Origin of the sequence: Bacillus thuringiensis, assembly GCF_001595725.1 — a bacterium.
GTDB classification, from domain to species: domain Bacteria; phylum Bacillota; class Bacilli; order Bacillales; family Bacillaceae_G; genus Bacillus_A; species Bacillus_A thuringiensis_K.
The window spans coordinates 54,367-71,721 of the sequence record NZ_CP014283.1 but is presented as its reverse complement, the minus strand read 5'-3'; the positions used below and the strand labels follow the sequence as shown (position 1 = coordinate 71,721).

Sequence of the window (17,355 nt, the reverse complement as noted above, 5' to 3'; positions counted from 1 at the left end):
GGAGGGGAACAACATGATTAATAAAGAAGTAGTTCCGTCAAAAGTTGAGTTTTGCTGGGGATTACCTGTTATTCCAACACCACAAACAAAAGAACTTCTAGAGGAATATGTTAATCAAGCTAAAAGAGCTGAGAAGAATAACTTTGACTCGGTATTGGTTTCCATTGCACCAACATCTGTTGATCCAATGATAGCAGCGTCTATGATTGGAATGAATACGGAGTTTGTAAAGATTTTGGTTGCGCAAAATACAAACCAGATGCTTCCTACCGTAACAGCAAAAGCATTGAATACTTTAAATAGTTTAATTGGTAATCGTGCAGATATTAACATTGTAACTGGAAGTGCCTCGCTTGTCCTTGCGCGTGATGGATTACCAGAACCGCACCATGTTCGATATGCTAGGACAAAAGAATATATTGAGCTGTTACAACAATTAAGACGAGGAGTAACTAGCTATAAAGGTGAGTTTTATCAAGTAGAAAATAGTGATATTTATCCAAAGGAAGATCTCTCTCGAAGTGCCCGCTACTTTGTAGCGGGGTCCTCCGAGGAGGCAATGAGAGTAGCTGCAGAGTATGGTGATGCTTATATACTTTATGCAACAGACCGCAAAAGTCTTAGAGAACACTATCAAACAGTTAATAATTGCGCTAAGCAATATGGGCGCGAGAAAATTCCAGGTGCTATTTTAGTAGACATCATTGCTCGTGAGACTTCGGAAGAAGCATATAAAGAAGCATATGAATTACTTGAGAGAACACCAGCAGCCTTAAAGAGGATGACTAAGCTATTTTTAGATAATGCAGATTCTGTTGGACTTCGCCGATACAAAGATTTAATTACAAAAGATAGTATGTGGATAGATGATCATCTTTGGGGAGGTCTAAGTTTAGTTAACCCATCTAATTCAATTTCTATAGTTGGTAGCTATGAGGAAGTCATCTCGACGTTAACTGATTTTTGGGAAATAGGGGCAAATTATTTTCTTATTACTTCTCAGATTAGTGAGCATGAAATTGAACGTATTGGTCAAAATGTTGTGCAACCATTTAAAAAGAAAATTGAAAAGTTAATCCAAGTTAACTAAAAGAGGGCTAAAAATATGAAGTTAAACATATGGTTGAAGTTTATCATTTTAATGACTTTAATAGTACTCCCTTATCGACAGGTGGAAGCACAGGAAACGGTACAGTTTAATGAGAAGAAAATACAGAAGCATATAGAAGAACAAATATCTCAAGCGGGTATTCCTGGACTTTCAGTAGTAATTGTAAAAGGAAACGAAACGATTTATAAGAAGAATTATGGCTATGCCGATACAGACAAAAAACGTCAAGTTACGAATGAGACGCTTTTCGAGCTAGGTTCTACTTCAAAAGCTTTTACGGCATTAGCTGTATTGCAGCTAGAAAAAGAAGGGAAAATTAAACTTAGTGATTCTTTAACTAAATATGTTTCATGGTTTGAAATGGAGTATAAAGGCAAACCTTATGAAATTACACTTTATGACTTATTACACCATACTAGTGGAATACCGGAAAAGGCCATTGGATATATTCCTATAACCAATGGCAAAGATTCTATTGAGAAAACGATTAGAAATGTTATGCCAATAGGACTAAACCGAGAGCCGGGTAGCAGTTTTGAATATTCTACGGTTAACTACGATCTATTAGGCTTAGTAATCGAGAAGGCAACTAATCAATCATTTGAAAGATATGTTCAAGATCATGTGCTATCAAAGTTGGATTTATTGAGTACATACGCTGGACGTGAGATGGTCCCATTAGATAACATGGCCCAAGGTTACAAGCGTAATTTCTTACAATCATTACCCTATGACGCTCCTAATTATAGGGGGAATACACCGGCTGGATATTTTATTTCAAATATAAATGATATGGAAAGATGGTTAAAATTACAGCTTGGGGTTGAAAAGCCTAGGATGTTTCCGGAGGAATTGATTAACGATTCTCATAAAGCGAATAGAAAGGTTGCCCCAGATAGCAATGGAGCTTCATATGCAGCTGGATGGGAGGTCTATCAAAGTGGTGGAGGGGAAATTTCACATGGTGGAAGTAACCCAAATTATTCATCGTATATTGGTTTCCGTGATGAGGAACAGATAGGGGTCGTAGTATTAGCAAATCTGAATAGTAATTACACTTACTATATCGGTAGCAGTCTTTTAAATATGATGATAGATAAAGAAGTTAAACCGTTACTCTATGATGAATATAAGAAAACGGATCAAATAGGAACAGCCTTATTTGTGATCTCATCTTTGTGTTTACTAACGTTATTGGTCATGTTATTTCATTTAATCAGGGAGATTATTTTTAGAAAAAGAAAGTTTATATTACCAACGGGAAAAACATGGTTACATATGGTATTAGTTGTTGCGATATATGGGCTAATGATTTATGCACTTTATCAACTACCAAATCTCTTGTTTGGAGGGCTTCCGTGGGCATTTATAAAAGTTTGGGCTCCTTCAACTGTTGTACTTGCAATATATGCAATTGCTGGGGTGGGTTTGGCCTATGTTATCCATACATTCTTAAATCTTTGTTTTCCAAGACAAAAGGGAAAGTCGCTTTTGACTTTAATTGTTTTGGGATTAATATCAGGATTTGGTAATGCCTTTCTCATTTTTGTGATTAATGAAACGTTTGTTAGATCAAATAATTTGGAAAATGGCTTGTTGTTTTACTTTGTACTTGGAATCGTTATGTATGTCTTTTCACAACGTATTATTAGAACTAGCATTGTATCGTATACAAACGAGCTAGTTTATGAAAAAAGGATGGAATTAACAGATAAGTTGTTACAGACTCCTTATTACAAATTGGAGTTGATTGAGAAGGGCCGAATAGAGGCGACATTAAATAACGATACGGAAGTTATCTCTCGTTCTCTCAATCTATTAGTTACTGCTGGAACAAGTTTATTAACGTTACTATTTTGTTTTCTCTATCTTGGTGTAATGAATATGTATGCCTTTTTACTATCCTTGTGTATCATCTTTATTACTGCAGGGGTATATTCTTTGATCGGACGACAAGCAGATAAAGTTTGGAATGAAACAAGAGATATTCAGAATGTATATTTTCGTTTGATTGGTGATCTAAGGCATGGTTTCAAAGAGCTTAGGCTTCATACTGGAAAACGAAACGATTTTCGAGAAGTTATGAATGAAAGCTGTAATAACTATCGTGTTAAACGAACGATAGGAGATATTAAATTTGCAAATGTGTTTGTTCTGGGAGAACTATTATTCATTTTTGTTATTGGTATTGTAGTTTTCGTATTTCCAGAAATTTTTGTTAATATGCCGAAAGAGACGATAAGTAACTATGTAATCGTTTTTCTGTATATGACAGGTCCAGTTAATGAAATACTGGGCGGTATCCCTCAGCTCGTAAATGTACGTATTTCTTGGCAACGCATTCAACAAATGGTGAAGAGTGTAGATCATATAAAGGCAAATGAGCAAATCGCGACAACAAAAGAGTACTTAGATGTGCCAATTTGTTTGCAGCTACAAAATGTAAGTTATAAGTATAAGAATAAAGATGGAGATTTTACTGGTTTTGGTATTGGTCCAATAGACATGGAGTTTAATTCTGGAGAAATAGTCTTTATTGCTGGTGGTAATGGGAGTGGAAAATCTACTTTATCAAAACTGATTACTGGGTTATATGAACCTAATGAAGGTAACATTTTATTAAATGGAAAAGAAATAGCTCCAGAGGAATTGAATCAATACTATTCAGCTATCCTGAGTGATTTTCATGTTTTTGATAGGCTATATGGAATTAATACAGAAGGAATGAAAGCAGAAATCGATCATTATTTAGAACTTCTCCAACTGAGTGACAAGGTTGGCATTGAGAATGGGCGCTTTACTACTACGCAACTATCAACTGGACAAAAGAAAAGGTTGGCATTACTGGTTACGTATTTGGAAGATCGACCTATACTTTTATTTGATGAATGGGCAGCGGATCAAGATCCTGGTTATAGACGTTTCTTTTATGAAGAATTGTTACCTCAAATGCGAGCGAAGGGTAAATGTATTATTGCTATTACTCACGACGATCAATATTTTCATTTGGCAGATAAGCTTATAGTGATGGAGATGGGAACTGTGAAAATGAATAAAACAAAGGAGGCATTATCATGAGTAAGGAAATTAAATGTGTTGTTTGGGACTTAGATTGTACAATTTGGGATGGTGTTTTATTAGAGAGTGGTACAGTTACTTTAAAACCTGGAATTTATGAAATTATATGTGAATTAGATCGACGTGGAATACTGCAATCAGTTGCTAGTAAAAATAACTACGAAGATGCAATAGCTAAATTACGGGAATTTGGAATAGAAGAGTATTTTTTATATCCGGAAATTCATTGGAACTCTAAATCTAGTTCCATTGAGAAAATTAGAAAAAATTTAAACATAGGTATTGATACTTTTGCGTTCATTGATGACCAACCTTTTGAATTAGAAGAAGTACAGAGTGTTCATAATGATATTCTGTGTATACATGTAAATGAATATAAGTCGTTATTAGACTTGCCACGACTACAACCAAAAAGAATTACAGAAGATTCAGGTCGTCGAAGACTGATGTATTTAGAAAATCTTAAGAGAACGAAGGATGAAGAAGAATATGAAGGCCCAAAAGAAGAATTTTTAGCTTCACTTGGGATGAATTTTGTGATTAGTGAGGCTCGTGAGGAAGATTTGCAGCGTGCAGAGGAGTTAACAGTACGTACGAATCAATTAAATTCGACTGGTATTACCTATGATTATGATGAATTAAACTATTATCGTAATCATCCAGATTATTTATTATTAGTTTGTGAGTTATCAGATAAATATGGCTCCTATGGGAAGATTGGTTTAACACTTGTAAAAAGGACGGAGGAAGCCGACTGCCTAAAACTTCTTCTCATGTCTTGTCGTGTAATGTCCCGTGGCGTTGGTACTATACTCCTCACATATCTAATGGAAAGAACAAAACAGGCAGGTAAACGCTTTTTGGCTGAGTTTCGACAGACAGACCGTAACCGTATGATGTTTGTTACGTACCGATTAGCTGGATTTAAGGAAACTAGCAACGAAAATGGAATATTAATTTTAGAACATAATCTTGAGAATATAAATCCTTATCCTCACTATATTAATATACAATTTCCGGAAACACCAACGGATGTGGATAGAGGGGAAGTGGAAATATGCAACAAACAATTGTAAAACATTCTCTTACGCATCCACAAAAAAGAGTTTGGTATAATGAACAAATTTATCCAAACACATCTATGTATAACATCGGAGGGATGGTTCTTATTAATGGGGAAATTAATTTTACAATTTTAGAAAAAGCAATTCAATTATTCATTAAGAAAAATGATGGTTTACGTCTACGGATTTTTCAACAACATAGAGAACCCCACCAATATATATCACCATTTGAACCTACACCAATACGTTTAATTGATTTTTCTAATCATCATAATCCAAGTTTAGAAGCTAGAAAATGGGCCCAGGATGAATTTCAAAAACAAATTCCACTTGAAGGAGGCCCTCTGTTTGAATTTGTGCTCTTGAAAATAAGTGATGTAGAAAGCTCCTATTTTGTTAAGTTTCATCATATTATAGCTGATGGTTGGACAATCCAACTTATGACGAGTCAAATTATCGATTTTTACTCTAAGTTAAAGAATGATGAGCATATAAATGATACGGTTGAATCTACTTATCTGTCTTATTTACAAGCAGAGGAGAAATATCTGGAATCCCCTCGATACGTAAAAAATAAGAATTATTGGAATGAGAAATTTATGAATCTGCCAGATTTCTTTTTATCAAAAACATCTCATTCTCTAGAAGGGAAACGAAAGATATTTTTAATTGAAAAAGAAAAATCGGTTGCTCTACAGTCTTTTATACAAAAACATAGAATATCTATGAATACATTATTTTCAACCTTTATGCTTATTTATATTCATAAAATGTATGATCAATCAGACATAATCATTGGATCTCCTGTACTAAATCGTTCCGGTGTACTAGAAAAGAAAATAGTAGGTATGTTTACTAGCACAATGCCGTTACGGTTAAATGTGGATGAAGATGAGAGTGTTCTATCTTTCATTAAAAGAGTAAATCATGAAATAAAACAATGTCTATTTCACCAGCGTTATCCTTATAACTTATTGGTAAAAGACTTGCAATTGACTAGTAAAGGATACGATGGTTTATTTCAATATAGTGTGAATTACTATAATACAAAACTTAAAAATACTATTGATGGATTTTCTTTAGAAAACGTGGAGTTTTACAGTGGTTACCAAGCCTATTCATTGCAGTTAGTTATTAAGGAATGGGCAGATGAAGGTTTAGAAATTCAATATGATTATAAAGTCGCGGATTTTGAAGAAGATCAAATCAATTGTATGCATGAGAGGTTTTTAACTTTAATAGAACAAGTTTTACGTAATGAAGATCAATCGATAAAAGAATTATCTTTGTTATCGGATGATGAACAAAAGTTTATGTTAGAGAAATTTAACAATACAGCTGTTATGTATCCGAAAGAAAAAACTATTCAAGAATTATTTGAAGAACAAGTAAAACAGACACCAGAAAAATTAGCAATTCAACATGCTGATAGATCAATGACTTATCTTGAATTAAATAAGAAATCTAATCAGTTAGCAAGAAAGTTACGAGAAAAAGGAGTCAAAAATGGTCAAGTCGTGGGTATACTAGCTAAACATTCACTTGAGATAGTAATTGCAATTTGGGGAGTTATTAAGGCTGGAGGTACATATTTGCCTATAGATCCTTCCTACCCAGAGGACCGAATTCGTTATATTTTGAATGATAGCGGCACAACATTACTTTTAACTGACTATATAAATGAGGGTAATTTAGAATATTTAGGTGAGAAAATTAATATATGTGATCAGAAACTTTATGAAGGAGATAATGCCAATCTAAACCTAGTAACTGCACCAAATGATCCAATATATATAATTTATACCTCTGGAACCACGGGGAATCCTAAAGGAACTGTAATCACTCAACGTGGATTGGTTAACTATATTTCCTGGGCTAAAAAGAACTATATTAGTAGTGAAAATGATGTTTTTGCATTATATTCATCCGTTTCTTTTGATTTAACAGTAACTTCAATATTCACTCCTTTAATAAGTGGTTTATTGTTAGTAATATATCATGATAATGAAGATGAGTTTATTTTGTCAAAAATACTCAAGGAAAATGTAGTAACAGTGTTGAAAGTTACGCCTTCACATTTAGCATTGTTAAATAACTATTCACCCCCAAGAGTTTCATCTCTTCGCAGATTGATTGTGGGTGGAGAGGATTTGAAAACCTCAGTAGCCGAAAAGATATATGATCTTTTTAGCGGTAAAGTTGAAATAATTAATGAATATGGACCAACTGAAACTGTGGTTGGATGTATGATTCATCGTTATGATCCAGATCTAGATCGAAGAGCATCCGTGCCAATTGGTACACCAGCTGATAATGTTCAAATATATTTATTGGATAAGAATCTTCAGCCGGTTCCTATTGGTGTAAAAGGAGAAATTTATATATCGGGTGATGGGGTAGCTAAAGGTTATTTAAATCGTCCGGATTTAACAGCGCAACGTTTTTTATCCAATCCATTTATTTCGAGTGAGAAGATGTATCGAAGTGGTGACTTAGCTGTCATGTTGCCAAATGGATTAATTGAGTATCAAGGACGGATGGATTCTCAAGTGAAAGTTAAAGGATATCGTATTGAAATAGGGGAAGTTGAGAATGCACTGTTACAACACAAGTCTGTTAAAGATGTAGTAGTGGTGAATTGGCAAGGTGAGGATAATTCAAATCATCTAGTTGCTTACATTGTTTTGAAAGACAGTGTTCAAAATATAGAAATACGCAGTTTTATTTCGCATATGCTACCAAGTTATATGATTCCTTCATTTTTTATCTATATGGATCAGCTACCGCTTACTATTAATGGAAAGGTAGATCGTCAAGCGTTGCCAGATCCGATGTTAAATAACGGTTCTAATCATACTCATTTAGGAGAAGTAGATGAAGATGTTACTGGAATGGTTAGTGAAGTTCTCAAGGAAATATTACAGACTGATAGAATCGAATTGCATAGTAATTTTTATCATTTAGGTGGAGATTCTATTAAAGCGATCCAAGTGAGCGCTAGATTACAAGAACTGGGATGGAAAGTTAGAGTTAAAGATGTACTAAATTATCCAGTTGTAAGTGAATTGGCAGCAATGTTAGTTAAACAAAAAGATGTTACAGTCTCACAAACATTGGTAACAGGAAAGGTAGAGCCTACTCCTATTATGCGTTGGTTCCTTGAGCAACAGTTTAAGAACCCGCATCATTGGAATCAATCGGTATTACTGTCTTTGAAGAAGCCGGTTAAAGAAGAATATGTTAATAAGATGTTAAATACGATCATGCATCATCATGATTTGTTACGGTTAAGGTATGAGGATAAGCAGGATTACTTCTATTATGACGAAGATATGTCCATTGTTGATTCTAAGGTTACCATGTTTGATTTGTCTGAAATTCCAATTGAAATGGCTTTGAATCAGGTTCATATAAAAGGTGAAGAGTTAAAAGGAAGTTTAAATTTGAATGTAGGACCATTATTTAAAGGGGCCTTATTCCAGCTTTCAAATGATCAACAGTTGTTATTATTAACTGCACACCACCTTATTGTTGATGCTGTGTCCTGGCGTATTTTAATTGAAGATGCAAACCGATGTTTGAATAGCTTGTATTTAGGAGAAGTTCCATCGCTACCATTAAAAACTAACTCTTTCCAAGATTGGTCTGAAGCTTTAAATAGTCGAGGAGTTAATTTAGTACATGCTGAATTAGATTATTGGGAATCCATAGATAACACGCTAGATAATAATTTTCAAATTAATAGAGAAAAAGAAAATAGTACTGTTGAAAGTTGTACGACTCTTACCTTTACATTGAATGCAGATGATACAAGAAAACTATTAACTACTGCAAATGTGCCTTACAATACACAACCAATGGAGTTGTTACTTGCTGTGTTGACAGAAAATTTAGGTAAATATACAAACCAAGATCAAATTAAATTTGAGTTAGAAGGTCATGGTCGAGAGGAATTATTTGAGCATCTTGATATTTCACGTACAGTAGGGTGGTTTACAACGATGTATCCTATTGTATTACAAGTTTCGCATAATATTGCTAATCAAATAAAGAGTGTTAAAGAAGAGGTTCGTAAAAGACCTAATAAGGGAATTGGATATGGAATTCTTAAAGAGAAGTTTCCTTCTTGCAAAGATTTAACTCAAAATATAATTCGTTTTAACTATTTAGGAGAGATAGATAATTCTCTCGGGGATGGATGGTTTACTATTGTTGATTATCAAAGTGGCAGTGAACAATCAAAAGATAATCGTATTACTGCATTATTGGATATTGTGGCCATGGTTAAGAATAAAAGCTTAGAAATTCATGTGACATTTAGTAAAAGTCATTTTCAAAAGAATTTTGTAGAAAATTTATTTTCAGATTATCTAGAACGACTACAGACATATATCCAATCCTGTTGTCAAATGCAAACAAAAGAATTTACTTCATCAGATTTTGAAACCTTAAACCTTAGTGATGAAGAAATTGATAATTTGTTTGATTAAACAACTATTTGATGAAAATTTTATTTAATAAAGGAGAAGTCACTTGAGAAAATTAATGAAAGATTTATCGCCAGGATTGAATAGTAACAAATATTTGGTTTGTGTTCCTTATGCTGGGGGCTATTCGAATTCTTTTTTACCTTTAAAGAATTATTTACCGAAAGATATAAAACTTATTTCATTTGATCCTCCAGGCCATGGTCCTAATCTTTCTCCACTAGTTGATAACATAGATGATCTTGTTAATTTATATTTAATGGAGATGCAACCAATTTTAGAGGGAGAGGTTACATTATTTGGCCATAGCATGGGAGGAATTATAGTTCACCGTATGGCTCAAATTTTAGAAAGTAAGGGCATAAATCCTAAAAATGTTATTATCTCTGCTATGAATCCACCGGAAATAAGAAGAAAAACAAATCATTTAGATGATAAAGACTTTATAGATTATATAAAGTCTTTGGGAGGATTACCGGATGAAGTATTACAACATCAGGAGCTTTTAAACTATATCCTTCCAGTTATTCGATCAGACTTTCGTGCCATTGAGAATTATATAAATGATGACACAACATTGTTGAAAGCGCCCCTATACATTATTAGTGGAACAACAGACTCCAATTATACAGTAAAAGGGGCTAAGAAGTGGGTAGAATGGGGCAATGAGGTTCATTTTCTAACAGTGACTGGTGGTCATATGTTTTTACTACATCAAGCTGACATCGTGGGCGAGTTAATCATGAAAATACTAGATAGGGTAAAATCTGTGAAGTAAAAAAATTAAGAGATGTATCTGAGTAAGAGAAAAGTGCATTTCTATGCTTTATGTTGAAACTTCTATCGCTAAAGTAGCAATCCAATTGGTCGTCATTGGGAGTTTTATTACCGAGGAAGAAAACTCCCAATGACGAGTATGATTGTGCCCCCTCATGATAAAACGGATGGGTCTATGGGGAACATAACCACTAAATATGTAGTATTTAGTATCAATATCATAGAGAATGGTGGGAAGAAAAAATGCTTGATAAATTTACCCAGCAGGTTTTATTATCTAGTGAAAAATTTAAAAAAGAAAAGGAATATTGGTTAGACAAGTTATCAGGTGATGTTGAGTTAAGTAGATTTCCTTGTGATTGTCTGTCTTTAAATAGTATTCAGGCTTCTAAAGAAAGTTATTATTGTCAATTCCCATCGGATATTGCGAAGAGAGCTGTAGCAATTAGCAATAATTCTGATATGTTACTGTACACTATTTTATTATCAGGTGTGAAATATCTCTTAAGTAGATATACCGATAGGGATGATATAGTAATTGGAATGCCAGTTTTTAAGCAAGGTCAAGAAGAGACGGTTTTTCAAAACAACTTTTTATTATTACGTACTCAAATAAATCAAGAAGATAATTTCAAAGAAATAATATATAAAATTAAAGAAACAATTTTAGAGTCAAATGAACATTGTCATTTTCCTTTTAATAAACTTACTCAATTATTAAGTCTAGGTGGAGAGAGTAATAATCTTCCCTTATTAAATACAATAGTAATGTTAGATGATATTCATTGTTATGAGAGTACAGATAAAATAAACTCTGATATGGTTATTAGGTTTATGAAAAATGAAGAACAGTTAAAGGTTCAAGTAGATTACAATTCTACTTTATATAGTGAAGGATTAGTTAGTAGAATAGTTAATCATTTATATAATATTTTAGATATATTAATGAAAGATCCAAATAAATCTGTAATGGATCTAGATGTAATGTCTAAAACAGAAAAGAATCAAATATTATATGATTTCAATCATACGACTAGAGTTCATAAAACATTACTTTGTGAGACTGTAACAGCTCCTCAATTATTTGAAGAGCAGGTAAAACAGAATCCTAATCAAATAGCGATTGTATGTAATGAAAAAGAAATTACATATAAGCAATTAAATATAAAAGCTAATCAGTTAGCGAGAAGGTTATTAGACCAGGGAGTTAAAAGAGAATCCATTGTTGGAGTGATGATGGAACGCTCTATTGAGATGATCGTAGGCATATTAGGTATCTTAAAAGCGGGTGGGGCGTATTTACCGATTGATACCGATTTACCAAAACAAAGAGTGGAATACATGCTGACAGATAGTGGGTGTTCACATGTACTAACATATCAAAACTCTATTATAAAGGGAGTAGCATTCCAAGGTAGTGTAATAAATCTAATGGATATTCCTTTTGAAGAAGAACAAGTAGAAGATTTGCAGATAACGATGGAACCTCACAACTTGGCATATGTTATTTATACATCAGGTTCTACAGGCCAACCCAAAGGGGTAATGATTGAACATCGTTCCTTAACTAATTTTTTGTGTGCAATGTATGAGGACTTCTCTCAAAATATAGGGATAACTGATAATGTTCTATTCTCAAGTAGTATCTCTTTTGATGTTACTATATTTGAAATATTTGTCCCATTGGTCTATGGCGCAAGAATGACTATTTATCAAGGTGAGAAGTTTGATGTACCAAAACTTGTACAGGTCATTCTTGAGGAACAGGTCACGTTAGCATATATTCCACCTACTTTATTAAATGAAATATATGATTATTTTGTAAGGGCGAATCAGAAGATATTGTTAAATAAACTTTTCTTGGGAGTAGAACCAATTAAAACAAAATTACTCGCAAAATACGATCATCTATTTGAGGGGAGTCTCCAAATATTAAATTTATACGGACCTACAGAGGCTACAGTCTGTTGTACATCTTATCAATATGAGACGGATAAAGAAATTACAACACAAAACGTACCGATAGGTTCGCCATTGTTAAATACTAAAATTTATATATTGGATTCATTTCACAGGATACAACCTATAGGTGTTCCAGGAGAAATATGTATTTCTGGCATAGGGTTAGCTAGGGGATACATCAATCGAAAAGAATTAACAGCAGATAAATTTATTGATCATCCATTTGAACCTGGTGAGAATTTATATAAAACAGGAGATATAGCAAGGTGGCTACCTGATGGTAACATAGAATACTTGGAACGAGTTGATCATCAAGTGAAAATAAGGGGATATCGAATAGAACTAGGTGAGATAGAAGCAAGTTTGTTAAAATATGAGACAATCAAAACCGCCGTAGTAATACAGCGAGAAGATGAAAGTGGAGAAAAGTATTTATGTGCGTATGTAGTTACCGAAAAAGATATTCCTATTCCAGAGGTGAGAGCATATTTAGCAACAAAGTTACCATATTATATGATACCTCAACAGATCATACCCATTCAAAACATACCGTTAACACAAAACGGAAAAATAGATAGAAAAAAATTACCTCCACCTATTTATAATTTAAAATCTAGTCATATAGAGCCGACAAATTCTACAGAAAGAAAATTAGTTGAGATTTGGAAAGAGGTTTTAGGAATTCAAAGGGTAGGAATACAGGAAAACTTTTTTGAGATAGGTGGTCATTCATTAAAGGCTGCTAGGCTAATTTCTATCGTTAATAAAGAATTTAATGTGCAATTATCTATTAAATCCCTATTTAAGTTTCCTGTTTTGATTGATTTTTCAAAATGTATATTAGAAATGGAAAAAAGTAATTATATTTCCATAGAACCTGTAAAACAACAAGAGTATTATTTAGCTTCTACGTCACAAAAGAGAATGTTTATAGTAGATCAATTCGAAGATGGTACAAATACAACTTATAATATGCCCACAATACTTAAAGTAGAAGGGGATATTTGTAAAGATAAGTTTGAAAATATATTTCAATCTTTAATTGAGAGACATGAAATATTAAGAACTTCTTTTCAAATTTTAGATGGGGAATTAGTGCAGAAAATTGAGCCTAATGTAGATTTCAATATTGAATACGTTCATGTAAATGAAAAAGATGCGGATTATTTAATACATGAGTTTATAAGTCCATTTGATTTATCAAAACCTCCATTATTAAGGGTGTTGCTTTTAAGGATAGCAGAAGAAAGACATATCCTTGTAGTAGATATGCATCATATAATATCTGATGGTTTATCAATGGGGATATTAATAAAAGAGTTTGTAGAATTGTATAAAGGAAATGAGCTTCCAAAATTGAGAGTGCAGTACAAAGACTATGTGATGTGGCAAAATGGACCTTACTATAAGAATCTAATTAGTGAACAAAAGAATTATTGGTTAACAACTTTAAAAGGAGAACTCCCGGTTTTAAATTTTCCAACCGATTTTCAAAGACCGAATATACAAAGCTTTAAAGGTAATGTTTGTTCTTTTAATTTGGGAAGAGATTTAACTTTTAAAGTAAATAAGCTAGCAACTGAAACTGGTACTACGCCATATATGATTTTATTGGCCATTTATAACATACTTTTATCTAGATACACAGGTCAAGAAGACATTATTGTAGGTTCGCCTATTGCTGGAAGGTCTCATTCTGATACTAATCATATGATTGGTATGTTTATTAATACTTTGGTAATGAGAAATTATCTAGAAAATGACGATGAGTTTATTGAGTTTTTGAGTAGATTAAAACTCAATACATTAGAAGCTTATGAAAATCAAGACTATCCTTTTGAAGAACTATTAGAAGGTTTAGACTTGCATAGGGATACAAGTAGAAATCCATTATTTGATACCATGTTTGTTTTTCAAAACATGGATATGAATCCAATATCTATTGGTGAATTAGAATTTACACCGTATCCGTTTAAGCAGTCAGTTTCAAAATTTGATTTGTCATTAGTAGCAACGGAAATAGATAATAACATTCATTTAAAAGTAGAATATAGTACTAAGTTATTTAAAGCGGAGACAATAGAAAGGTTAATGGTACATTTTACAAATATAGTTGAGGAAGTAACTAATAACCCTAGAGTACGATTGCGTAATATTAATATGTTATCTATAGAAGAAGAACATTGTATTATGAATGAATTTAACAAAAAAGAGAATTCAAATTCTAATCATTTATTAGTGCATAAAATGTTTGAAGAACAAGTAAAACGGAACCCTAATCAAATAGCCGTTGTATGTAATAAAAAAGGAATTACATATAATGAATTAAATATAAAAGCTAATCAGTTGGCGAGAAGGTTATTAGACCAAGGAGTTAAAAGAGAATCCATTGTTGGTGTGATGATGGAACGCTCCATCGAGATGGTTATAGGTATATTAGGTGTCTTAAAAGCAGGTGGGGCGTATTTACCAATTGATACCGACTTACCAAAACAAAGAGTGGAATATATGCTGACAGACAGTGGGTGTTCACATGTATTAGTACATCAAAACTCTATTATAAAGGAAATAGAATTCCAAGGTAATGTAATAGATCTAATGGATATGTCTTTTGAAGAAGAACCAGGAGAAGACATGCAAATGATGATAGAACCTCACAACTTAGCGTATGTTATTTATACATCAGGTTCTACAGGACAACCTAAAGGAGTAATGATTGAACATCGATCCTTGACTAATTTTTTGTGTGCAATGTATGAAGATTTCTCTCAAGATATAGGGATAACTGATAACGTTCTATTCTCAAGTAGTATTTCTTTTGATGTTACTATTTTTGAGATATTTGTCCCATTGATATATGGCGCAAGAATGACTATTTATCAAGGTGAGAAGTTTGATGTATCAAAACTTGTACAAGTCATTCTTGAAGAACAGGTTACATTATCATATATTCCACCTACTTTATTAAATGAAATATATGATTATTTTGTTAGAGATAACCAGAAGATAGTGTTAAATAAGCTACTTGTAGGAGTAGAACCAATTAAAACAGAATTACTCGCAAAATACGATCATCTATTTAGGGGAAACCTCCAAATATTAAATGGATACGGACCTACAGAGGCTACAGTCTGTTGTACAACTTATCGATATGAGAGTGATAAAGAAATTACAACACAAAACGTACCGATAGGTTCGCCATTGTTAAATACTAAAATTTATATATTGGATTCATTTCACAGGATACAAGCTATAGGTGTTCCAGGAGAAATATGTATTTCTGGCATAGGGTTAGCTAGAGGATACATCAATCGAAAAGAATTAACAGCAGATAAATTTATTGATCATCCATTTGAACCTGGTGAGAAACTATATAAAACAGGAGATATAGCAAGGTGGCTACCTGATGGTAACATTGAATACTTGGGCCGAGTGGATCATCAAGTGAAAATAAGGGGCTATCGAATAGAACTAGGTGAGATAGAAGCGAGTTTGTTAAAATATGAGACAATCAAAACGGCCGTAGTAATAGATCAAGAAGATGAAGCTGGAGAAAAGTATTTATGTGCATACGTAGTTACCGAAAAAGATATTAGTATTCCAGAGGTAAGAGCATATTTGGCAACAAAGTTACCACATTATATGATACCTCAACAACTCATACCAATTCACAATATACCATTAACACAAAATGGGAAAATAGATAGAAGCAAGTTACCGAAGCTAAATACAATGAGCAATAGTAATTATGTACCACCAAGAAATGAAATAGATAGTAGTTTAATTGATATTTGGAGTAGTATATTAGGCGTAAATAATATTGGTATAAATGATAATTTCTTTGAATTAGGTGGTCATTCTCTTAAGGGATTAAAGTTATTCGAAAATATCAAGAGAATGTTTAATGTGCAGCTGCCATTAAGTTTATTATTTCAAAAGGCTACTATTGAACAATTAAGTGATGTAATAAGTAGGAATAAAGGAATAGACAGTGAGTGTTTAATTCCAATTCAAAATGGAACAAACAAGGATAGTCAATGGTTCATTGTTCATGGGCAAGGCGGGGGTATATTAAACTATTATGATTTGGCTAGAGAATTAGGAGAGGATAAGACTGTATATGGGTTACAATCTATAGGATATGATGATAGTAGATTTCCAAACTTATCTGTAGAGGAAATGGCGGTAAGATATATAGAAGAGATTAAACAAGTAAAAAAGGAAGGGCCATATACCTTATTAGGATGGTCTTTTGGAGGAATAGTTGCATTTGAAATGGCTAGAAAATTAGAAGAACTAGGTGATAAAGTTAGTTTTCTAGGTTTACTTGATGTTCATCCTATTGAACAAGGTAAGGAGATTCTTAGTTTAAATATTAAGAATGCATTTGAAGAATTGGAAAAATTCAATGATCAGTTAGGGATTGAGAAAAATAGTTTTGAGCAAATGAGTGAAGAACAATTAATAGAATCTTTACTGAAAAAATTTACATTGAATGAAAATAGTTGTCAGCAAAATTTTGAAGATCCAATGATGAATAAGTTAAAAGTAATGATAGCTAATAGATATGCATACCTAAAATATAATTGTAAACAAAAAATAAAAGCAGATATCTTTCTATTTAATGCATCTATTAATGACATTCACCCACTAGTAGATTATAACAGATGGAATGAATATACATCAGGGGAAGTATACGCTTTGCAAGTGCCAGGTTCCCATCTGAGTATGTTAGAGAAACCGCATATTCATGAATTGGTAAAGAGTATAAAAATGAATTTTAAACAAATGCTCTTATTAGCACATGTAAATAAGTGAAATATTATTTGAAATTGTACACTATTAGTTTTCTAAAAGTCTCATAAATTCATGTATA

General features: G+C 32.8%; 6 protein-coding genes. All 6 read left to right on the top strand.

What is annotated here, in order from left to right:
• Positions 1–13 precede the first annotated feature (13 nt).
• Positions 14–1,090, top strand: coding sequence for an LLM class flavin-dependent oxidoreductase (locus tag AXW78_RS26590; protein WP_061884887.1), 1,077 nt, complete (start codon positions 14–16; stop codon positions 1,088–1,090).
• Between the two features lie 15 nt (positions 1,091–1,105).
• Positions 1,106–4,189 (top strand): cyclic peptide export ABC transporter, encoded by a 3,084-nt coding sequence (locus AXW78_RS26585; RefSeq protein WP_061884886.1) that lies wholly within the window; start codon positions 1,106–1,108, stop codon positions 4,187–4,189.
• Complete coding sequence (locus tag AXW78_RS26580) at positions 4,186–5,265, top strand: HAD-IIIC family phosphatase (RefSeq protein WP_000031543.1); 1,080 nt, start codon at positions 4,186–4,188, stop codon at positions 5,263–5,265. Before AXW78_RS26585 ends, AXW78_RS26580 begins: the two co-directional genes overlap by 4 nt.
• On the top strand, positions 5,247–9,743 hold the full coding sequence (locus tag AXW78_RS26575; RefSeq protein WP_061884885.1) for a non-ribosomal peptide synthetase: 4,497 nt from the start codon (positions 5,247–5,249) through the stop codon (positions 9,741–9,743). Before AXW78_RS26580 ends, AXW78_RS26575 begins: the two co-directional genes overlap by 19 nt.
• Before the next feature lie 43 nt (positions 9,744–9,786).
• On the top strand, positions 9,787–10,518 hold the full coding sequence (locus tag AXW78_RS26570; RefSeq protein WP_231122467.1) for a thioesterase II family protein: 732 nt from the start codon (positions 9,787–9,789) through the stop codon (positions 10,516–10,518).
• Between the two features lie 242 nt (positions 10,519–10,760).
• A complete protein-coding gene (locus AXW78_RS26565) occupies positions 10,761–17,297 on the top strand; it encodes an amino acid adenylation domain-containing protein (protein ID WP_061884884.1) in 6,537 nt (2,178 codons plus the stop codon).
• Positions 17,298–17,355: the final 58 nt, after the last annotated feature.

Excerpts from the sequence above, each read along its gene's own strand:
- AXW78_RS26590 (WP_061884887.1), top strand. The coding sequence starts at position 14 with ATGATTAATAAAGAAGTAGTTCCGTCAAAAGTTGAGTTTTGCTGGGGA.
- AXW78_RS26585 (WP_061884886.1), top strand. The coding sequence starts at position 1,106 with ATGAAGTTAAACATATGGTTGAAGTTTATCATTTTAATGACTTTAATA.
- AXW78_RS26580 (WP_000031543.1), top strand. The coding sequence starts at position 4,186 with ATGAGTAAGGAAATTAAATGTGTTGTTTGGGACTTAGATTGTACAATT.
- AXW78_RS26575 (WP_061884885.1), top strand. The coding sequence starts at position 5,247 with ATGCAACAAACAATTGTAAAACATTCTCTTACGCATCCACAAAAAAGA.
- AXW78_RS26565 (WP_061884884.1), top strand. The coding sequence starts at position 10,761 with ATGCTTGATAAATTTACCCAGCAGGTTTTATTATCTAGTGAAAAATTT.